Below are 20,946 nucleotides of genomic sequence, written 5' to 3'. Positions count from 1 at the left end.
TATAATGCGCAGCAATTTTCCAGGAGTAAAAGTGACATTATGAATTCTCTGTTTGCCAGTACGGCCCGTGGGCTGGAAGAGCTGTTAAAAACTGAACTTGAAAACCTCGGCGCGCTGGAGTGTCAGGTCGTTCAGGGTGGGGTCCATTTTAAGGGCGACACGCGGCTTGTTTACCAGAGCCTGATGTGGAGCCGCCTGGCCTCGCGCATTATCCTGCCGATGGGAGAGTGCAAGGTCTACAGCGATCTTGATCTGTACCTCGGCGTTCAGGCAATCGACTGGACAGAGATATTTAATCCCGGTGCTACCTTTGCCGTTCATTTTAGCGGCCTGAACGAAACCATTCGTAACAGCCAGTACGGCGCGCTGAAGGTCAAGGATGCGATTGTCGATGCCTTTACCCGTAAAAATCTGCCGCGTCCGAATGTGGATCGTGAATCTCCGGATCTGCGCATCAACGTCTGGTTGAACAAAGATACCGCCAGCATTGCGCTCGATTTGAGCGGTGATGGTTTGCATCAGCGCGGTTATCGCGATCGCGCGGGTCAGGCGCCGATTAAAGAGACGCTGGCCGCCGCTATTGTTATGCGTTCTGGCTGGCAGCCGGGCACACCGTTACTCGACCCGATGTGCGGCTCCGGCACGCTGCTGATTGAAGCGGCGATGTGGGCAACCGATCGCGCGCCGGGCCTGCACCGTGGGTACTGGGGCTTCAGCGGTTGGGCGCAGCACGACGAAGCTGTCTGGCAAGAAGTTAAAGCCGAAGCGCAGGTGCGTGCGCGTAAGGGACTGGCTGACTATACCTCGCATTTCTACGGCTCTGACAGCGATGCGCGCGTGATTGAAAAAGCGCGTAGTAACGCTCGCCGCGCCGGGATTGCCGATCTGATGACGTTTGACGTGAAAGATGTCGCCAAATTGAGTAATCCGCTGCCAAAAGGACCGTACGGGACGGTTATCAGTAACCCGCCATACGGCGAACGTCTGGATAGCGAACCGGCGCTGATTGCCCTGCACAGCCTGCTGGGCCGTACGATGAAAAACCAGTTTGGCGGCTGGAATTTGTCGCTGTTCAGCGCTTCTCCGGATCTGCTCAGCAGTTTGCAATTACGTGCCGACAAGCAGTTCAAAGCGAAAAACGGCCCGCTGGATTGTGTCCAGAAGAACTATCACGTTGCAGAGACCACCGCGGACAGCAAGCCTGCCACGGTAGCGGAAGATTATGCCAACCGCCTGCGCAAGAATATTAAGAAGCTGGAAAAATGGGCGCGTCAGGAAGGGATTGAATGCTATCGCCTGTATGACGCTGACCTGCCGGAATACAACGTTGCAGTGGACCGTTACGGTGAGTGGGTCGTGGTTCAGGAATATGCCCCACCGAAGACGGTTGATGCGCAAAAAGCGCGTCAACGCCTGTTCGACATCATTGCCGCAACGCTGTCGGTACTGGAAATCGCGCCAAATAAACTGGTGCTGAAAACCCGTGAACGCCAGAAAGGGAAAAATCAGTATCAGAAGATGAATGAGAAGGGTGAATTCATTGAGGTAAGCGAGTACAACGCGCGCCTGTGGGTTAACCTGACAGACTATCTTGATACGGGCTTATTCCTCGATCACCGTATTGCGCGCCGCATGCTGGGACAGATGAGTAAAGGTAAGGATTTCCTTAATCTGTTCTCCTACACCGGCAGCGCCAGCGTACATGCCGGACTGGGTGGTGCGCGTAGCACCACGACGGTTGATATGTCGCGTACCTACCTGGAATGGGCGGAACGCAACCTGCGTCTGAATGGCCTGAGCGGTCGCGCTCACCGTTTAATTCAGGCCGATTGCCTGGGCTGGCTGCGCGATGCCAATGAACAGTTTGATCTGATTTTCATTGACCCGCCGACGTTCTCTAACTCAAAACGTATGGAAGACTCGTTTGATGTGCAGCGCGACCATCTGGCGCTGATGAAAGATCTGAAACGTCTGCTGCGTAAAGACGGCACGATAATGTTCTCTAACAACAAACGTGGGTTCCGTATGGATCTCGACGGTCTGGCTGAACTGGGATTGAAAGCACAAGAAATTACCCAAAAAACGCTTTCCCAGGACTTTGCCCGTAACCGACAGATCCACAATTGCTGGCTGATTACCGCAGCCTGAAAGGATAAATAGATGTCATTGATCAGTATGCATGGTGCATGGCTGTCGTTCAGCGATGCCCCGCTTCTTGATAATGCAGAACTGCATATCGAAGATAACGAACGCGTCTGTCTGGTAGGCCGTAATGGCGCAGGCAAGTCGACGTTGATGAAGATCCTGAACCGTGAACAGGGTCTTGACGACGGACGTATTATTTATGAGCAGGACCTGGTTGTAGCGCGTCTGCAACAGGATCCGCCGCGTAATGTCGAGGGCAGCGTCTATGACTTCGTTGCCGAAGGTATTGAGGAACAGGCCGAGTATCTGAAGCGTTATCACGATATTTCGCGTCTGGTGATGACCGACCCGAGTGACAGAAACCTGAATGAGATGGCGCGGGTTCAGGAAATGCTCGATCACCACAATCTGTGGCAGCTCGAAAGTCGCATTAATGAAGTGCTGGCGCAACTGGGCCTGGATCCTAACGCCGCGCTTTCTTCGCTTTCGGGCGGCTGGCTGCGTAAGGCGGCGCTGGGCCGCGCGTTAGTGAGCAACCCGCGCGTATTGCTGCTGGATGAACCCACGAACCACCTGGATATTGAAACCATCGACTGGCTGGAAGGGTTCCTGAAAACGTTCAATGGGACGATTATTTTTATTTCCCACGACCGTTCATTTATTCGCAATATGGCGACACGCATTGTCGATCTCGACCGTGGCAAGCTGGTGACCTATCCGGGGAATTACGATCAATATCTGCTGGATAAAGAGGAAGCGCTGCGGGTAGAAGATCTCCAAAACGCGGAATTTGATCGCAAGTTGGCGCAGGAGGAAGTCTGGATCCGTCAGGGCATCAAGGCGCGTCGTACCCGTAACGAAGGCCGAGTGCGTGCGCTGAAAGCCATGCGTCGCGAGCGTGGCGAACGTCGCGAAGTGATGGGCACGGCGAAGATGCAGGTCGAAGAGGCGAGCCGTTCTGGCAAGATTGTCTTCGAAATGGAAAATGTTGATTACCAGGTTGACGGAAAGCAACTGGTGAAAGATTTCTCCGCGCAGGTGCAGCGTAGCGACAAGATTGCGCTAATCGGACCTAACGGCTGCGGCAAAACGACGCTGCTGAAGCTGATGCTAGGTCAGCTTCAGGCTGACAGCGGACGCATTCATGTCGGAACCAAGCTGGAAGTCGCTTATTTCGATCAGCACCGCGCCGAGCTGGATCCGGACAAAACCGTGATGGACAACCTGGCTGAAGGTAAGCAAGAGGTGATGGTTAACGGCAAACCTCGCCACGTGCTGGGTTACCTGCAGGACTTCCTGTTCCATCCGAAACGCGCGATGACACCAGTGCGTGCGCTCTCTGGCGGAGAACGAAACCGCCTGTTGTTGGCGCGTTTGTTCCTGAAACCCAGTAATCTTTTGATTCTCGATGAACCAACCAACGATCTGGACGTCGAAACGCTGGAACTGCTTGAAGAGCTGATTGATAGCTACCAGGGCACCGTGCTGTTGGTGAGCCACGACCGTCAGTTTGTGGATAATACCGTTACTGAATGCTGGATCTTCGAAGGCGGCGGCAAAATTGGTCGTTATGTCGGCGGTTACCATGACGCGCGTAGCCAGCAATCTCAGTATGTGGCGTTTAAACAACCGATCGCTAAAAAAACAGAGGAAGCTGTTGCTCCTAAAGCAGAAATTGTCAAACGTGGCACGAGCAAACTAAGCTATAAACTGCAGCGCGAACTGGAGCAGTTCCCCGCGCTGCTTGAAGAACTGGAAGCTAAACTGGAAGCATTACAAGCTCAGGTCGCTGACGCCGCTTTTTTCAGTCAGCCGCACGAGCAAACGCAACAGGTATTAGCTAACCTGAACGAAGCAGAACAAGAACTTGAGCAAGCCTTTGAGCGCTGGGAGTATCTTGAGTCTTTGAAGAGTGGCGCATAATTTAAAGGAGCACATATGTGCGAACATCACCATGCCGCGAAGCATATTCTGTGCTCGCAGTGTGACATGCTGGTGGCGTTACCTCGCCTTGAGCATGGTCAGAAAGCGGCATGTCCACGATGTGGCACTACATTAACGGTTGAGTGGGACGCGCCACGGCAGCGTCCTACCGCCTATGTGTTAGCAGCATTGTTCATGCTGCTTTTATCAAACCTCTTTCCCTTTGTGAATATGAATGTCGCAGGGGTGAGCAGCGAAGTCACGTTGCTGGAGATCCCAAGCGTTCTCTTTTCGGAAGACTACGCCAGTCTGGGCACCTTCTTTTTATTATTTGTGCAATTGGTTCCCGCGTTTTGTCTGCTGACTATTCTGCTGCTGGTGAATCGGGTGCAGATGCCCGGCAGACTTAAAGCGGGTCTTGCGCGCGTTCTGTTTCAGTTAAAAAGCTGGGGGATGGCGGAAATCTTCCTCGCTGGCGTGCTGGTCAGCTTCGTTAAGCTGATGGCCTACGGCGATATCGGCGTGGGCAGCAGTTTTATTCCGTGGTGCTTCTTTTGCGTTCTGCAACTGCGCGCATTCCAGTGCGTTGACCGCCGCTGGCTGTGGGATGATATTGCGCCAATGCCGGTGATTAAGCAGGTCTTGAAACCTGGCGTACCCGGCATTCGACAGGGGCTGCGTTCCTGCTCCTGCTGCACTGCTATTCTTCCCGCTGACGAACGGGTATGCCCGCGCTGTCAGACGAAAGGTTATGTGCGGCGTAAAAACAGTCTGCAATGGACATTGGCATTACTGTTTACGTCGATCATGCTTTATCTTCCGGCCAATATTCTGCCAATCATGATTACCGATCTGCTCGGGTCAAAGCTGCCGTCAACAATACTCGAGGGCGTGGTTTTAATCTGGAGCGAAGGCTCTTATCCGGTGGCTGCGGTTATTTTTATCGCCAGTATTATGGTGCCGACGTTGAAAATGATCGCCATTGCCTGGCTATGCTGGGACGCCAAAGGGCATGGCAAACGCGACAGTGAACGTATGCACCTGATTTATGAAGTTGTGGAATTTGTCGGTCGCTGGTCAATGATTGACGTTTTTGTGATTGCGGTACTCTCTGCGCTGGTGCGCATGGGAGGGTTAATGAATATTTATCCTGCGATGGGTGCTTTGATGTTTGCTTTAGTCGTCATTATGACAATGTTTTCTGCGATGACATTTGATCCGCGTCTGTCGTGGGATCGTGAACCAGAACCAGGCCATGAGGAGTCCTGACAGCATGGAATCTAAAAGTGGGGAAGCCAAAGTGCAAAAGGTAAAAAACTGGTCGCCCGTGTGGATATTTCCTATCGTCACTGCGCTTATTGGCGCCTGGGTTCTGTTTTATCACTACAGCCATCAGGGGCCACAAGTCACGCTGATTACCACCAATGCCGAAGGTATTGAAGGGGGTAAAACGACGATTAAGAGCCGCAGCGTTGATGTCGGTATCGTCGAGAGCGCAACCCTGACGGATGATTTGACCCATGTGGAGATTAAAGCGCGTCTTAACTCCGGTATGGAAAAACTGCTGCATAAAGATTCGGTCTTTTGGGTGGTGAAGCCGCAGGTTGGACGTGAAGGTATCAGTGGGCTCGGCACGCTATTGTCCGGGGCTTATATTGAACTGCAGCCTGGCAATAAAGGAAGCAAGCTGGAAAATTACCAACTGCTGGATTCACCGCCGCTTGCGCCGCCAGATGCGAAAGGGATCCGTGTGATTCTGGACAGCAAAAAAGCCGGTCAGTTGAGCCCTGGTGATCCCGTCCTGTTCCGTGGCTATCGTGTGGGTTCGGTTGAAACCAGCACATTTGATGCGCAAAAGCGTACGATCAGCTACCAGCTTTTCATCAATGCGCCTAACGACCGTCTGGTGACCAGCAATGTACGTTTCTGGAAAGACAGCGGGATCGCCGTGGATCTTACTTCGGCAGGTATGCGTGTGGAAATGGGATCGCTCTCCACGCTGTTTGGCGGTGGCGTAAGTTTTGATGTGCCGGAAGGCTTAGAGCAGGGCGAACCGGTCGCGCAACAGTCCGCGTTTAATCTTTATGACGATCAAAAAAGTATTCAGGACTCCCTGTATACCGATCATATTGATTACCTGATGTTCTTTAAAGATTCGATTCGTGGCCTGCAGCCTGGCGCGCCGCTGGAATTCAGAGGCATCCGTTTGGGTACGGTAAGTAAAGTACCTTTCTTCTCACCGAATATGCGCCAGGTATTCAACAATGATTACCGTATTCCGGTGCTGGTTCGTATTGAACCAGAACGTCTGAAGGCGCAACTGGGAGAGGACACTGATGTTGGCGCTCATCTGGAGCAACTGCTTAAACGCGGATTACGGGCATCGCTGAAAACCGGGAACCTGGTGACCGGCGCGCTGTATGTTGATCTCGACTTCTACCCGAAAGAACCGCCAATTACCGGCGTGCGCGAATTTAATGGCTATCAAATCATTCCGACCGTGAGCGGCGGTCTGGCGCAGATCCAGCAACGTCTGATGGAAGCGCTGGATAAGATTAACAATCTGCCGTTGAATCCGATGATTGAGCAGGCGACCAATACGTTGTCCGAAAGTCAGCGCACGATGAAGCATCTGCAGACCACACTGGACAACATGAATAAGATCACGTCCAGCCAGTCGATGCAGGATCTGCCAGCGGATATGCAGAACACGCTGCGTGAACTGAATCGTAGCATGCAGGGCTTCCAGCCGGGGTCCGCCGCCTACAACAAGATGGTAGCGGATATGCAGCGTCTGGATCAGGTGCTGCGTGAACTGCAGCCGGTACTGAAAACGCTGAACGATAAGAGCAACGCGCTGGTATTTGAAGCGAAGGACAAAAAAGATCCAGAGCCGAAGAGGGCGAAACAATGAAAAAGTGGCTAGTGGTGATGATGGCGGTCTGGCTGACGTCATGCAGCTCCAGCGGAGAAAATAAAAGCTATTACCAGCTTCCTATCACGCAAGGGGGCGTACAAAGCTCTGCCAACCAGGGTAATCGTCTGCTGTGGGTTGAGCAGATTGCTGTCCCGGACTATCTGGCGGGCAATGGGGTGGTTTACCAGACCAGCGATGTGCAATATGTGATAGCGAATAATAATCTCTGGGCCAGTCCATTAGATCAGCAACTGCGTAATACGCTGGTGGCGAACCTCAGTATGCAGTTGCCTGGTTGGGTGGTCGCTTCGCAGCCGCTGGGAAGCACTCAGGACACGCTGAACGTTACCGTAACCGGGTTCCACGGTCGGTACGATGGTAAGGTTATCGTCAGCGGTGAATGGCTACTGAATCACCAGGGACAGTTGATCAAACGTCCATTCCACATCGAAGCTGTGCAGACCAAAGACGGCTACGATGAGATGGTGAAGGTTCTTGCCAACGCCTGGAGTCAGGAAGCGACGGCTATTGCTCAAGAGCTGAAACGCATCCCTTAAGCTTAAATAATTGTAAATTATGCCGCCCCTGGTTCATTGCCCGGGGCGGTTTTTTTTATTTTTTTAGCCGTGGAGATAGCTGTTCTGACTGATTATTTTTGTACAAATGATTTTGCGGGTAGCTCACAAATATGACACTGGCGTGAATTTTGCGCATTGACGAGCCTGATGTTTAGGGGTATTCGTTTTAGTGTGATTGCACACTTAGTAATCACTGTTTTCTTTTCCACCAGACCCAAAGATGAGGGAAACGAGGCATGAAGAGACAAAAACGAGATCGCCTGGAACGGGCACATCAACGTGGATATCAGGCCGGCATTGCCGGACGCTCAAAAGAAATGTGTCCCTATCAGACGCTGAATCAGAGGTCATACTGGCTGGGAGGCTGGCGAGAAGCCATGGGGGATAGGGTTTTAATGGCCTGATTCTGTCTCTTTAGATAAAAGAAACCTCCGCAGAGCGGAGGTTTCGCCTTTTACAGACCTGATTAGTATCTTAGGCCGACGCCAGGCGTCTTGTCAGGCCTATAGCCAGTCTGCAAATTAGAACGCGGAAGTGTCCTGGAACAGACCCACTTTCAGATCGTTAGCGGTGTAGATCAGACGACCATCAACCAGCACTTCACCATCAGCCAGGCCCATGATCAGTCGACGGTTGACGATGCGTTTGAAGTGAATGCGGTAAGTGACTTTCTTCGCGGTCGGCAGAACCTGGCCGGTGAATTTAACTTCGCCTACGCCCAGCGCGCGGCCTTTACCTTCGCCGCCCAGCCAGCCGAGATAGAATCCAACCAGCTGCCACATGGCATCCAGACCCAGGCAGCCTGGCATCACAGGATCGCCGATAAAGTGGCATCCGAAGAACCACAGGTCCGGGTTGATATCCAGTTCAGCTTCAACATAACCTTTGTCAAAGTTGCCGCCGGTTTCGGTCATTTTGATGACACGGTCCATCATCAGCATGCTTGGTGCAGGCAGTTGTGGCCCTTTTGCGCCAAACAGCTCACCGCGACCAGAGGCAAGAAGGTCTTCTTTTGTATAGGATTCGCGTTTATCTACCATGTTCTCTGTAAGCCTTATTTTATTGAAGCACGCAGGATAGCTAACACGTGTACGCTGAACAAGTCCGATCAGTTCGGAATAATCCAGTTCAGCCAGCGTAGCGGCCAGGGAAAACGGTGACGACCTTCCTGTTGCGTTGCCGTAGCAATACGCTCCTGGATAGTTTGCATCAGCGTTGTCTGGCCTTCGCCATCCCACACCAGATTTAATAACAGTGGCAGCGCATCGGTTACGTCGTCCACCGCCCAGATAGTGAATTTTTCTTCTTCTATGGCCTGTAGCAGTGCGGGCTGCAGGCTCAGATGTCTGACGTTCGCTGAAGGAATGATAACGCCCTGCGTCCCTGTTAGCTCACGCTGTTGGCAGATGGTGAAGAAACCTTCAATTTTCTCGTTCAGACCGCCAACAGGTTGCGCCCGACCAAACTGATCGACAGAACCGGTAATGGCGATGCTTTGATTAACAGGAACGTCGGCGAGGGCGCTAATTAATGCGCACAGTTCGGCCATGGACGCACTGTCGCCATCCACTTCGCTGTAGGATTGCTCAAAGGTCAGCGAGGCGGAGAAGGGGATTTGCTGCTCAAGCTGGAGTTCCGACATCAGGAACGCCTGCATAATCATCATCCCCTTCGCGTGAATATTTCCGCCGAGCTCGGCTTTGCGCTCAATATCCGTAAATTCGCCATCGCCAATGTGAACCACACAACTGATGCGTGAAGGTTCTCCAAATGCGCGTGGGTGGCCAGGAAATTCAATCACCGACAGGGCGTTGATTTGGCCGATACGCTCGCCTTCCGTCTCGATCAGGATCTGTTCCTGCAAGATCTCATCCTGCATACGTTCGGCGAGGAAACCTTCTCGCCATTCGCGCTGGGCCAGCATCAGGCTGAACTGCTCAGCATTGCAGGTTTCGCTCTTGCATAACGGTGCTACTTCTTTGAACTGCCGGGTTATCCACAGCGGATTAAGCGGCAATGTATCCTGTTCACCGGTATAGCGAACAGCTTCACGGATTAGCACTTGCCAGGCATCAGGGGCTGGGTAGGGTAAATTATTGCGCGTCGCGGTATGCGTTACCCACTGACACCACTGCGTCATGGTTTCGGCATCCACAATCTGCAGATTATCTTCAAACTCGCTATAAATAGCCTGCTCAGCCAGCTCAGGTTCCATGTCCTGGAAATCTGCCAGTGATTCACGCTCACCGACTAATACCACTTTCAGTTTAAGGGGCATAGATGGAACGGAGACGGGCAGTGGGCGAGACTCATCAAAAGCTACCCAGTCAAAACGCTCGTGGCTGACAATGGCTTTCAGGCGCATCCACAGCAATGGTTGGGCCAGCAGGGTGCGCAATGAAATAACCAGCACACCACCGTTGGCCTGGTGCACAAGACCTGGCTGCAGGGTAACTTCGCCGTTGAACTGGCGCAGACAGCCAAACAGTTGTTCGGCTTCAACCCAGTCAGCGCTGACTACCTGAGTTAACGTGGCAAAATTGTCTTCTGCTCTCTCAGCCGCACGATAGCGGATAGTGTGACCGGAGATATCATAATGCCCCCCGGTGAGACTTCCTGCATCTGAATGCAGAGGCCGTGCAGCCTTTGCGATAAGGTCGATATACTCAAGCTCTTCCGGCGCTTTTACCAGCATAAACGAGGACGTCGTCCAGTGCTGTAGAAGCTGCTCTAGCGCAAATTGTAAACGTGGCTGAGTCTCACTAAGTAAGGTATCGGTGTCGTCAGTGACGTGCGGCTGTGCAAATACTTCCTGATAACTATCGGTATCAGGAACCAGATCACGCCATGCAAGTTTCGTAATGGTCAAAGTTGATGTTTTTTAGTCTGTTGTAAAAAACGAGATTATACCGTAACCATCATCACTGCACACGTGGAAAGCGCCGTGAAACGGATGTGATGGCACGCGACAGTTCACAGGCTGGATATTCTTTTCTTCAGATGCCGAAAAAGCTGATATTCTGATAAGAGTTACACGGTAACATTGAGATCGCAATGAAATATCAACAACTTGAAAACCTTGAAAGCGGCTGGAAATGGAAGTATCTGGTGAAGAAGCATCGTGAGGGGGAATTAATCACCCGTTACGTAGAGGCCAGCGCTGCCGAAGAAGCCGTTGATTTGTTGCTAACCCTCGAAAATGAACCGGTTCGGGTTAACTCCTGGATTGAAGAACACATGAACTCTGCGCTGCTAAATCGTATGAAACAAACCATACGAGCGCGGCGTAAGCGGCACTTTAACGCTGAGCATCAGCATACGCGAAAGAAATCAATCGATCTGGAATTTATGGTCTGGCAGCGCTTAGCAGGACTTGCGCAGCGGCGTGGAAAAACGCTTTCTGAAACCATTGTGCAATTGATTGAAGATGCGGAGCATAAAGAAAAGTACGCGAACAAAATGTCGACATTGAAGCAGGATTTGCAGGCGCTGCTGGGAAAAGAATAACGACAGAATGGCAATATGTTTGTTTACAGTGATGCTTTGACTGATAAAAGGTGAAAAAAAACCCCGCAAAGCGGGGTTTTTTATAAGACGATAACTTAAGCCTGAGGCTGAGTTACAACGTCTTTGATACCTTTAACTTCGATCTCAACACGGCGATCCGGAGCCAGGCAGTCGATCAGTGCAGCGCGAGCTTTCACGTTGTCACAGGTGTTGCCAGTAACCGGGTTGGATTCGCCCATGCCACGTGCAGAGATTTTGTCAGAAGGAATACCTTTAGAGATCAGGTAATCAACAACGGACTGAGCACGTTTCTCGGACAGACCCTGGTTGTAAGCGTCAGAACCGATGCGGTCAGTGAAGCCCAGAACAACTACGGAACCGTCTTTCGGATCCAGGTTGCTCAGCTGGCTGTACATCTGATCCAGAGCCTGCTGGCCTTCTGGTTTCAGAGTAGCTTTGTTGAAGTTGAACAGAACGTCAGACTTCAGAGTGAAGTGCTTGGTCTGTACTTCTGGAGCCGGAGCCGGAGCAACAACTACTGGAGCTGCTTCTTCCTGCTGACCGAAACGGTAAGAAACACCAACGCTCAACAGACCGTTATCCGGACGACCACCAACGGTGTTCGCGTCACCGATGTTGTTGGTCCACTGGTATTCCAGACGGGTAGCGATTTCAGGAGTAATTGCATACTCTACGCCACCAGCGAATACTGGGGATACACCAGTGTCGTGGTCTTTGAAGCCTTCGTTGTTTTTAGCGTCTGCACGCCAAACCATACCACCCAGACGGGTATAAACGTCCAGATCGTCAGTGATTGGGTAACCCAGTTTAGCGGTCAGCTGAACGCCCTGAGCTTTGAAAGCGCCGTTATTGTGGGTAGCATCAGTAGCGCCTTTGTACGGCATACGACCTAACCAGTCGTAACCCATTTCGAAACCAACATACGGGTTAACCTGGTAACCACCGAACGCACCAGCACCAAGTTGACTTTCGTGGGTAGGACCGGAGTTGTTGATCTGGTTGTTGCCAATATCATGGTACTGAGACCAGCCCAGTTTAGCACCAGTGTACCAGGTGTTATCTTTCGGAGCGGCCTGCGCCACGGTAGCGAAACCAGCCAGTGCCACTGCAATTGCGATAGCTGTCTTTTTCATTTTTTGCGCCTCGTTATCATCCAAAATTCGCCATGAATATCTCCGAAGAGAGATAACACGGTTAAATCCTTCACCCGGGGACCAGTTCAATAGTTACTCTACCGATATCTGCGGCTTACGCCGAGCACCCCTGGCGATGTAAAGTCTACAACGTAGTTGAAAACTTACAAGTGTGAAGTCCGTCAGGCATATGAAAAAAAAAGGCTTGTATACACAATATTTAACATTTATAGATGAATAAATGTACTGAGGATTTCCTGAAAACCGCTTCAGACAGGCCTTCAGCCGGAAAACACGTTATAGCTCAACGGCAATTTAAAACATGAAAAAAAATTCCAGGATAAATCCTAATTTTACTCAATGATACAAATTCGAGTGAATTTTTAGCCCGGAATGCTGTCTCCCCGCAAGTGTCTGAGCGCGAACAGGACGCATGATAAACCCCATCGCATTACCTTCATCTGCCGCTTTTACCAGCTCGGCATGTTCATCTTCGGTTAATTCTTCCGTCAGCCAGCCGATGACAACGCTGTAGTTACCTGTGCGCAGCGCTCGAACCATCGATTCCAGCGTATTGCAGGGGGAGAGCTGGCTGATTTGCATGACTTTGGTCAATGGAAGCCCAGCCGACTGTACCCACTCACGGCTTAATTTTTGCTGAGGGGTCAGCCACAGCTGCCAGCGTGATTGCTGCCCTAACTGTTGCAGCAGGGGCAGCAGCAGAAGCTGCGTCATCATGGGCTGGTCTTCGCGATAGACCACTTCACTGATAAGCCCAGCGGTAGCATTCTCTGATGAAACGCGCGCAATACTGCTTGATGCGGAAGAGAACGACGAAGAACGATTTGCATAGCCTGAAGTGTACATAATCAATCCAGCCCTGTGAGTTACTGTATGGATATACAGTAACCCTGCCATCAATAAAGATCAACCTTATTTTCGGAAACAGGTTCGCAATTTTTAGTCGTCGTCACGGGAAACATTAAATTCATCTTGCCCCATACGCATAAGTTGCCTATTTTCGTCATTAACGGATCAGTTACTGCAAATTATTTGCTTACGTTATGATTTAAAAGGATTTTTATGAAAGAGCTTTCTTATGCAAGGATCTATAAATCACAAGAATATCTGGCTTCTCTGGGAACAATTCACTATCGCTCACTGTTTGGTGGCTACAGTCTGACGGTTGGCGATACGGTCTTTGCCATGGTCGCCAGCGGTGAGTTATATCTGCGCGCCTGTGAGCAGAGCGCACAGTACTGTGTGAAAAATTCTCCTGTCTGGCTGACATTTATTAAGCGCGGACGTCCGGTTGTGCTCAATTATTACCAGGTGAACGATGCCCTGTGGCAAAACCAGCAGCAGTTGGTATCGCTATCACGATATTCACTGGATGCAGCCGTTAAGGAAAAACAGAGCCGCTTTGCACAACATCGTCTGCGGGAATTACCGAATATGACGTTTCATCTGGAGACCTTGCTAAACGAAGCAGGTATTAAGGACGAGGGGACATTGCGATCGCTGGGAGCCCAGATGTGCTGGTTGAAACTGCGGCAGAATAACCCGGCGTTGACGGTAAAAATTCTCTATGCCCTTGAAGGGGCGGTCGGCGGAGTGCATGAAGCCGCGCTCCCGGCGACGCGTCGCCAGGAGCTGGTTGAGTGGGTGAGTTCTCTTACGCCGGAACCGGGGTATTAGATGGCAGCACGGCAATTTGTTGCTGTAAACGCCGAATTTCCGGGAGCAGGGCAATCAGTAACCCAACTTGCTGTACGACCAGTGGCTCCTTACTGTCCGGACGTGGCTCGAGATGCTGAATTCGCTGCTTCAGACCGTCCAACGCCTGGTATACGCGCTGTTCGTCGGCAGGTTGATGGTGAAGCGCATCATCTACATAACAGACGGCATCATCCAGCAACGCCAGAACGTCCGGATTAGTTAACTGCTCACGGTGTGCGCCCAAAGCGGAAATGTAGCTGGTAAACGTATGGTTAAGACACAGCAAGCGAAACGCCGTTTCGCGCGTCTGGGCCGTGACATCCGGTTCACTCGACATATTCGACACCACCGAAGCAAGTTCCGCATCACGATTGTGCGCGTCACGACGGGCGATACGGTATGCCAGACGATTGTCACGCCCCTGATGGTATTGCTCGAGAATAGCATCAAGATAACGACAGTTAGCGTCGGTAGCCCGTTCAATCACCCGCGGCAGATTACGAAAACGCCAGTCTGGCCAGATAAAACTAACAGCAGCCCACGCGATGGCACAGCCGATCAGCGTATCTATCACGCGCGGTAGCGCAACCTCGAAACCTTCACCGAGCAGGTTAAAACACAGCAGTACCAGCAGCGTGATAAACATGGTGGCATGCGCGTACTGAACGTTACGAAAGGCAAAAAACAACACGCCGGTGATCACCAGGAGTATCAGTTGCCCTTCGAGAGAAGGTACAAACCACAGGATCGGTAAACCAATGGCGATCCCGACTAATGTGCCGATAATCCTGAGTGCCAGGCGATGCCGGGTGGCGTTGTAGTTTGGCTGGCAGACAAACAGGCTGGTTAACAGGATCCAGTACCCGTGGTTCATGCCGGTTATCTGGATAATGGCATAGCCGACGCAAAGTACCAGCGACATGCGGACAGCATGGCGAAACAGGGCCGACTCAGGCGTGAAATTACGGCTCAGCCGTAACCAGATATCGCTGAATCCATGCGGACTGTCATCGGCAAGCTGGTTTTCAGACTCATTACGAGAAAGGACCTGGGCCTGTTCGGACTCAATGGTTGCCAACTGGGCATCGATGGCCCGTAGGTTTGACAGCAAAAATCCCAACGTGTTGAGCAGGTCGGCAGGCTCACCACTCGCGCGCATGCGCTCAAGCGCAGCATCTATATGGGTGAAGACGCGCTCAAAGTGTGGATCGTGCTGATAAGGCGTACGTAATAAAATACAACGAGACAGTTGTGCACACGCCTGTCCCTGCATCGACATCAGGCGCTGGAAGCGAAACATCACGTCGCTGTGGCGGAAATGGTCGCGCAGCGTTTGATACTGAATATGCGAGGAACTTGCGCGTTCGTGAATATCCTGCGCCACAAAATAGTAATGTAGCGTGCGACGTGTTCCGCGCTGTCCGCGATCGCCACGCAGGCGAGTCAGCAAAGATACCTTCGTCTGGTTTAACGTCGCCATCAGTTGCCCATTCGCAAGGGCCAAATCATACAACGGCGCCTGGCTTTCATCTTCTATATCGGGATCAAACAGACGCGATTTCAGTTCCAGGTAGTGCGCTAACTGTTCGTAGCTACGCGCCAGATTGTCCTGCAAGGGGCGGATGGGAAACAGAAGATGGCCGGTCAGGGTTAACAGGTTGTACCAAATGGCGCCAGCCAGCAGCAGGATCGGCTGCTGATACCACTGATCGTAAAGCGAGGTGCCCAGCATCGTGTAAATGGCAATCAGCAACGCGCCAAAGGCGATGGTTGCATAGCGCTGGCCTAAACCCCCGAGCAGTATAAAGCCGCTGGTGGAAAGCGTTAACCCAATAGCAAACAGCCATGGCCATGGGAAGAGCAATTCGACCGAGGCCGAGGCAATGAAAAAGCACACCAGCGTGATGATTAAATTGCGCAGGCGGCCTGCAAGACGATCGTCCAGGTCGGTAAGCGCGGCAGCGACCATGCCCAGCGTGAGCGGAATGGTCAGCTTAACGTCGCCCAGCCACCAGGGCAGCGCCGTTGTGCCGCAAAGTGCGATAAAAATTCGCACGTAGTACAGCCAGGTGCTGTTCCAGGTATAGCGTTTGAGCAGAGGACTTAACATAAAGGCCATCGGTCCTGATTATTCGAAGCGACGACGCGCATTAGCTTCACGCGCTGCGCGAGCTACTTCTACGGATACCACCCGGCGACCAACTGGCCACAGTGCAATCGCCGCGATTTTGAAATTCGCAATGCCTACCGGGATACCAATAATCGTAATGCACTGGGCAATACCGGAGACTATGTGCATCAGGCACAACCACCAGCCGAAAAAAATCAGCCAGAAAATATTGAGCACCGTGCCGCCAGTATTCAACAGGACGTTTTTGCCCGCTGGATTAAGCTCATCGACATGAATCGCTTCGTTGCCATAAGGAAACAGCGAGAGCCGGGTTATTTCCCAGCAGGAGCGGGTCAGGGGGAGAGTAAAAATAAGCACGATACTGACCAGCGTAGCCAGTAGCCAGGCTAAGGTGGTGGCGAATCCACCGAGCACAAAATTTAAAATATTCAGAACAGTACGCATAAACCCTCGGTTAACTCTGGTTTTCTGTGAATTCGGCAATTGTAACGTTTTTTTGGGCTGGAGCACGTTTTCTCTGGCGGTTACACTGATAAGCAAATCTCTTCGTGTGGATCCGCTTGAGTCTTATGGAACTGAAAGCAACTTCTCTTGGAAAACGTCTGGCACAACACCCTTACGATCGGGCCGTTATTCTTAATGCCGGGATTAAGGTTTCCGGCGATCGTCACGAGTATCTTATTCCCTTCAATCAGTTACTGGCTATCCATTGTAAACGCGGTCTGGTATGGGGCGAGCTGGAGTTTGTACTCCCGGACGATAAAGTGGTACGTCTTCACGGTACGGAATGGGCGGAAACCCAGCGCTTTCATCACCATTTGAATTCGCTCTGGCAGCAGTGGAGCCAGGAAATGAGCGACGTCGCTGCGGGAGTTTTACACCAACAACTCGAGGCGATTGCGGCGCGTACCAGTGAAAATAAATGGCTGACGCGCGAGCAGACGTCAGGACTACAGCAGCAGATCCGTCGTGCTTTTGCCGCACTGCCGCTCCCGCTCAATCGGTTGGAAGAATTTGAAAATTGCCGTGAAGCGTTACGCCAATGCCAGGCATGGTTGAAGGACATTGAAGCTTGTCGCTTACAGCACAACCAGGCGTACACCGATGCCATGCTGGAAGAGCATGGCGAATTTTTCCAGCAAATTGAATCCTCGCCGTTGAATCCGGCCCAGGCGCGGGCGGTGGTGAATGGTGAACAATCATTATTGGTTCTTGCGGGTGCCGGAAGCGGAAAAACATCCGTCCTGGTCGCCCGTGCGGGCTGGTTACTTGCGCGAGGGGAAGCGGCAGCTGAACAAATCCTGCTGTTAGCGTTCGGACGTAAAGCGGCCCAGGAGATGGACGATCGCATCCGTGAACGTCTGCATACGGAAGAGATAACCGCACGGACGTTTCATTCACTGGCGCTACACATCATTTCGCAGGGGAGCAAAAAAGTCCCGACGGTCAGCAAGCTGGAAAATGATGCCTCTGCTCGCAGCAAACTTTTTATAACGACATGGCGTCAACAGTGTAGTGAGAAAAAGGCGCAGGCCAAGGGCTGGCGGCAATGGTTAGAAGAAGAGATGCAGTGGTCTGTACCTGAAGGTAACTTCTGGGATGACGAAAAATTGCAACGCCGGCTGGCTTCCCGGCTGGATCGCTGGGTCAGCCTGATGCGTATGCATGGCGGAGCGCAGGCGGAGATGATCGCCAATGCTCCGGAGGAGATCCGCGATCTGTTCAGTAAACGCATAAAACTGATGTCACCACTGCTCAAGGCCTGGAAGGGCGCACTGAAAGATGAGAATGCCGTCGATTTTTCCGGATTGATCCATCAGGCAATTGTCATTCTGGAAAAAGGCCGATTTATCAGTCCGTGGAAGCACATTCTGGTTGATGAATTTCAGGATATTTCTCCTCAGCGTGCCGCTTTGTTAGCCGCACTGCGCAAACAAAACTCACAGACTACGCTGTTCGCCGTAGGGGATGACTGGCAGGCAATATATCGATTCAGCGGGGCTCAGCTTTCGTTGACCACCGCATTCCAGCAAAACTTCGGCGAGGGTGATCGTTGTAATCTGGATACCACTTACCGTTTTAATAGCCGTATTGGCGAAGTTGCAAACCAGTTTATCCAGCAAAACCCCCATCAGCTTACGAAACCGCTCAACAGTCTGGTGACTGGCGATAAAAAAGCCGTCACGTTGCTCGATGAAAGCCAACTGGATCTGCTGCTGGATAAGCTGTCGGGATTTGTAAAGGCAGACGAGAGAATTTTGGTGCTGGCGCGATACCATCATCTCAAACCGGCCAGTCTGGAGAAAGCAGCCACTCGTTGGCCCAAGCTACAGCTGGAATTTATGACTATCCATGCCAGTAAAGGACAGCAGGCGGATTATGTTATTGTTGTGGGGCTTCATGAAGGGAATGACGGTTTTCCAGCCCCGGCCCGCGAGTCGATTATGGAAGAGGCATTGCTCCCGGCGGTGGAAGATTTCCCGGATGCCGAAGAGAGACGCTTGCTGTATGTGGCGCTAACGCGCGCGCGTCATCGGGTATGGCTACTGTTTAACAAAGACGCGCCATCATGCTTTGTTGATGAGCTTAAGCAATTAGACGTTCCGGTGACCCGGAAACCCTGAAAAGCAGGCGGTAATTACCGCCTGCTTAGCGTTTATTTGAGGCGTTCTGCCAGATAACGGGCGTAATCCGGGATCAGGATGTCCGTTGCATCGTTGAAGTTTGGCGACTGGATAATAAAATCAGCAGTCGACACGTTGGTGGCAACGGGAATGTTCCATACCGTCGCCAGACGCAACAGGGCTTTGACATCAGGATCGTGGGGTACGGCGTTAAGCGGGTCCCAGAAGAAGATCAGCACATCAATTTTCCCTTCTGAAATCAGCGCACCTACCTGCTGGTCACCGCCCATCGGGCCGCTCAGCATGGCGTTGACGTCCATTCCTGTCGCGCGTTGGATCAAGTTTCCTGTTGTTCCTGTGGCGTACAGAACGTGCTTTTCCAGCAACGGCTGGTGGCGTTCTACCCAGCTCATCAGCATCTTTTTACAGTGATCGTGTGCAACCAACGCAATGTGTTTACGCGCTGGCAATGTGCGAGTCGTTAATTCCATAGTACAGCTCCCAAGTTAACCTGGTTACAGAGTACTGGAAGCTCTTGACGCTGCAAGAGAAAGACCAAAAAAATGCGTATGCGAACATAAATGTCATGAAGGCGGCTGTTTCTGAGCCCATTGCAAAAAGTTACTTCGCGTTTGTGCGTCGGCCTGCTGGAACCAATATTTTAAACGCTGCTCGGTCAGCGTTTGCGACTGGGGCGGCACGCGATCCAGTTCAGATACCCCGGAAAGTAGCGAACTGTCATCGGCCATCATCGTAGCAAACTGCGGTAATGAAGCATGTTTAGCCGCTTTGTTATAGCGTTCAGTCTCCATTTCATAATCCACGATTTTTGCCGTGGAGGTGATAGACAAAATATCCAGCTTGACGGGGATAGGCATGGCATCCCCATCCAGCAGTTCCACGCGTGGAGCGTCATCGAAATGCGTTGCGTCCCGCTCATTGTTCAGCCGCGGAAGGTGGAAATTAACCTGGCTGACGAGTTGGGTATCAAAGCTGATGACCAGCGGAGGCGAAATGTACAGACGTTCTTCGTGACTCGATAAACGAATGGTTTTTTCTACACGAAATACAAGCTGGTGCCGACCATTTTCCAGCTCAATACTTTCGGCACCACGCAGTAATGAGCTGGAGACTTTTTTTCCGTCCAGCACCAGAAGGTCAATATCATTAGACAGGCGTAAAGAGGTAGCAAAAACGGTTACCGGCAAACACAGGGCAATTAAGGCTGTCACAATGCCGGCTTTCATAGGTTTCTCCTGTCCAAAAAATATCTGCAAACATGTATCTAAATTTTTCGATAATCATGTTTACTAACATATAGACATATTTTTGAGTTTAGCTCTCATGCGCCAGTATGGGATGAATGGTTGCAGGGGCAGGTTTGTCGTACACTTTGCTAAACAGCCTGGAGGAAAATGATGAAAGAGACCGATATTGCTGGCATTTTGACATCTACCCGTACGATTGCACTGGTTGGCGCAAGCGATAAACCCGATCGCCCAAGCTATCGCGTGATGAAATATTTACTCGATCAGGGCTATCACGTTATTCCCGTTTCACCGAAGGTTGCCGGGAAAACGCTGCTGGGGCAGCAGGGCTATGCAACGCTGGCGGATGTGCCAGAGAAAGTGGATATGGTCGATGTCTTCCGTAATTCTGAAGCGGCCTGGGGCGTTGCTCAGGAGGCTATCGCCATTGGTGCTAAGACGCTGTGGATGCAGCTTGGCGTCATTAACGAGCAGGCGGCCGTGCTGGCGCGTGATGCGGGGCTGGCGGTAGTGATGGACCGCTGCCCGGCGATCGAGATCCCGCGACTGGGGCTGGCGAAGTAGGATTGGGCTGTAGCCGTATGAAATGCACAGGCCCGATAAGCAAAGCGCCATCGGGCCTGTGTTAGGATCAATTACGCAGGCGCGGAGCCTGAAGCTGTTTACGGATTGTTCGCGCCAGTTCATCCATCGACGGTTGCTCCGGATGTTCTTCCTGCAGTTCGCTACTCAACTGTGCTTCGGCCAGATACGTATGCACTGGCAGACCATTATCGTCTTCCATCACCACGTGATACCAGGGAGCGGCGCGAAGTTCGTCGTTAACCGCCAACTCATCGGCTGACGGCTCATCAAGCGAATATTCCGGGTCGATATCCACGACCACTCCGAGGTAACCTAACAGGGAATGGCGGACCTGCTGGCCGATACCGAATTTGCTGGCAATCATAGTCACCTCCCGGGAAATAGATACCCTCTAT

General features: G+C 51.8%; 19 protein-coding genes. 10 read left to right on the top strand and 9 right to left on the bottom strand.

Annotated features, from left to right (window positions below; genetic code table 11):
• Window positions 1–39 precede the first annotated feature (39 nt).
• The 6 genes from rlmKL to rmf all read left to right on the top strand — a co-directional run bounded on the left by rlmKL (window position 40) and on the right by rmf (window position 7,967).
• Window positions 40–2,148, top strand: a complete 2,109-nt coding sequence (gene rlmKL, locus WHR59_RS15435) for a bifunctional 23S rRNA (guanine(2069)-N(7))-methyltransferase RlmK/23S rRNA (guanine(2445)-N(2))-methyltransferase RlmL (RefSeq protein ID WP_016152475.1) — start codon at window positions 40–42, stop codon at window positions 2,146–2,148.
• A 12-nt stretch (window positions 2,149–2,160) separates the two neighbouring features.
• Window positions 2,161–4,068, top strand: coding sequence for an ABC transporter ATP-binding protein (locus WHR59_RS15430; protein WP_338843269.1), 1,908 nt, complete (start codon window positions 2,161–2,163; stop codon window positions 4,066–4,068).
• Window positions 4,069–4,083: 15 nt separating this feature from the next.
• Window positions 4,084–5,337 (top strand): membrane integrity-associated transporter subunit PqiA, encoded by a 1,254-nt coding sequence (gene pqiA, locus WHR59_RS15425; protein WP_043015785.1) that lies wholly within the window; start codon window positions 4,084–4,086, stop codon window positions 5,335–5,337.
• A gap of 4 nt (window positions 5,338–5,341) precedes the next feature.
• Entirely contained in the window at window positions 5,342–6,982 is a 1,641-nt protein-coding gene (gene pqiB / locus WHR59_RS15420; RefSeq protein ID WP_043015786.1) for an intermembrane transport protein PqiB, read from the top strand.
• Entirely contained in the window at window positions 6,979–7,542 is a 564-nt protein-coding gene (gene pqiC, locus WHR59_RS15415) for a membrane integrity-associated transporter subunit PqiC (protein ID WP_043015787.1), read from the top strand. The genes pqiB and pqiC overlap by 4 nt, the downstream gene beginning before the upstream one ends.
• A gap of 257 nt (window positions 7,543–7,799) precedes the next feature.
• Window positions 7,800–7,967 (top strand): ribosome modulation factor, encoded by a 168-nt coding sequence (gene rmf / locus WHR59_RS15410; RefSeq protein ID WP_003035871.1) that lies wholly within the window; start codon window positions 7,800–7,802, stop codon window positions 7,965–7,967.
• A 117-nt stretch (window positions 7,968–8,084) separates the two neighbouring features.
• Here rmf and fabA read toward each other — a convergent pair whose 3' ends face one another.
• Both fabA and WHR59_RS15400 read right to left on the bottom strand, forming a co-directional pair.
• Window positions 8,085–8,603, bottom strand: coding sequence for a bifunctional 3-hydroxydecanoyl-ACP dehydratase/trans-2-decenoyl-ACP isomerase (fabA, locus tag WHR59_RS15405; RefSeq protein WP_003035875.1), 519 nt, complete (start codon window positions 8,601–8,603; stop codon window positions 8,085–8,087).
• A gap of 68 nt (window positions 8,604–8,671) precedes the next feature.
• Window positions 8,672–10,432: an AAA family ATPase gene (locus WHR59_RS15400; RefSeq protein WP_181230579.1), complete on the bottom strand. Its 1,761-nt coding sequence runs from the start codon at window positions 10,430–10,432 to the stop codon at window positions 8,672–8,674.
• 185 nt (window positions 10,433–10,617) lie between these two features.
• Between WHR59_RS15400 and matP the strand changes: the two genes are divergently transcribed.
• Window positions 10,618–11,070, top strand: coding sequence for a macrodomain Ter protein MatP (gene matP / locus WHR59_RS15395; RefSeq protein WP_043015789.1), 453 nt, complete (start codon window positions 10,618–10,620; stop codon window positions 11,068–11,070).
• A gap of 95 nt (window positions 11,071–11,165) precedes the next feature.
• Here matP and ompA read toward each other — a convergent pair whose 3' ends face one another.
• Both ompA and sulA read right to left on the bottom strand, forming a co-directional pair.
• Window positions 11,166–12,224, bottom strand: coding sequence for a porin OmpA (ompA, locus tag WHR59_RS15390; protein ID WP_016156137.1), 1,059 nt, complete (start codon window positions 12,222–12,224; stop codon window positions 11,166–11,168).
• A 357-nt stretch (window positions 12,225–12,581) separates the two neighbouring features.
• On the bottom strand, window positions 12,582–13,091 hold the full coding sequence (gene sulA / locus WHR59_RS15385) for an SOS-induced cell division inhibitor SulA (RefSeq protein WP_043015790.1): 510 nt from the start codon (window positions 13,089–13,091) through the stop codon (window positions 12,582–12,584).
• A gap of 216 nt (window positions 13,092–13,307) precedes the next feature.
• Here sulA and WHR59_RS15380 point away from each other — a divergent pair, with 216 nt between their 5' ends.
• Entirely contained in the window at window positions 13,308–13,922 is a 615-nt protein-coding gene (locus WHR59_RS15380; protein ID WP_043015791.1) for a TfoX/Sxy family DNA transformation protein, read from the top strand.
• Here WHR59_RS15380 and yccS read toward each other — a convergent pair.
• The gene (gene yccS, locus WHR59_RS15375) at window positions 13,900–16,053 is read right to left on the bottom strand and encodes a YccS family putative transporter (RefSeq protein WP_043017873.1); all 2,154 of its coding nucleotides are present in this window, start codon (window positions 16,051–16,053) and stop codon (window positions 13,900–13,902) included. The two genes, WHR59_RS15380 and yccS, sit on opposite strands and share 23 nt — an antisense overlap.
• An 18-nt stretch (window positions 16,054–16,071) precedes the next feature.
• Window positions 16,072–16,518 carry a YccF domain-containing protein gene (locus WHR59_RS15370; RefSeq protein WP_016152485.1) on the bottom strand — a complete coding sequence of 149 codons (447 nt, stop codon included), beginning with the start codon at window positions 16,516–16,518 and terminating at the stop codon, window positions 16,072–16,074.
• Between the two features lie 125 nt (window positions 16,519–16,643).
• Between WHR59_RS15370 and helD the strand changes: the two genes are divergently transcribed.
• Window positions 16,644–18,698, top strand: coding sequence for a DNA helicase IV (helD, locus tag WHR59_RS15365; RefSeq protein ID WP_172862878.1), 2,055 nt, complete (start codon window positions 16,644–16,646; stop codon window positions 18,696–18,698).
• A 32-nt stretch (window positions 18,699–18,730) separates the two neighbouring features.
• Here the strand turns inward: helD and mgsA are convergent, their stop codons facing one another.
• Both mgsA and csgI read right to left on the bottom strand, forming a co-directional pair.
• On the bottom strand, window positions 18,731–19,189 hold the full coding sequence (mgsA, locus tag WHR59_RS15360; RefSeq protein ID WP_016152487.1) for a methylglyoxal synthase: 459 nt from the start codon (window positions 19,187–19,189) through the stop codon (window positions 18,731–18,733).
• A gap of 93 nt (window positions 19,190–19,282) precedes the next feature.
• Window positions 19,283–19,945 carry a curli synthesis inhibitor gene (gene csgI / locus WHR59_RS15355; protein WP_043015793.1) on the bottom strand — a complete coding sequence of 221 codons (663 nt, stop codon included), beginning with the start codon at window positions 19,943–19,945 and terminating at the stop codon, window positions 19,283–19,285.
• Between the two features lie 171 nt (window positions 19,946–20,116).
• On the opposite strand from csgI, the gene WHR59_RS15350 reads away from it, so the two are divergent.
• Window positions 20,117–20,530, top strand: coding sequence for a CoA-binding protein (locus tag WHR59_RS15350; RefSeq protein WP_006685217.1), 414 nt, complete (start codon window positions 20,117–20,119; stop codon window positions 20,528–20,530).
• 67 nt (window positions 20,531–20,597) lie between these two features.
• On the opposite strand, the gene hspQ is transcribed toward WHR59_RS15350, so the two are convergent.
• A complete protein-coding gene (hspQ, locus tag WHR59_RS15345) occupies window positions 20,598–20,915 on the bottom strand; it encodes a heat shock protein HspQ (RefSeq protein ID WP_043015794.1) in 318 nt (105 codons plus the stop codon).
• Window positions 20,916–20,946 lie beyond the last annotated feature (31 nt).

The sequence above is a fragment of the Citrobacter europaeus genome (assembly GCF_037482245.1).
Taxonomy (GTDB): Bacteria; Pseudomonadota; Gammaproteobacteria; order Enterobacterales; family Enterobacteriaceae; genus Citrobacter; species Citrobacter europaeus.
Note: the sequence above shows the minus strand (reverse complement) of the source record. Positions and strands in the feature narration are given on the sequence as shown.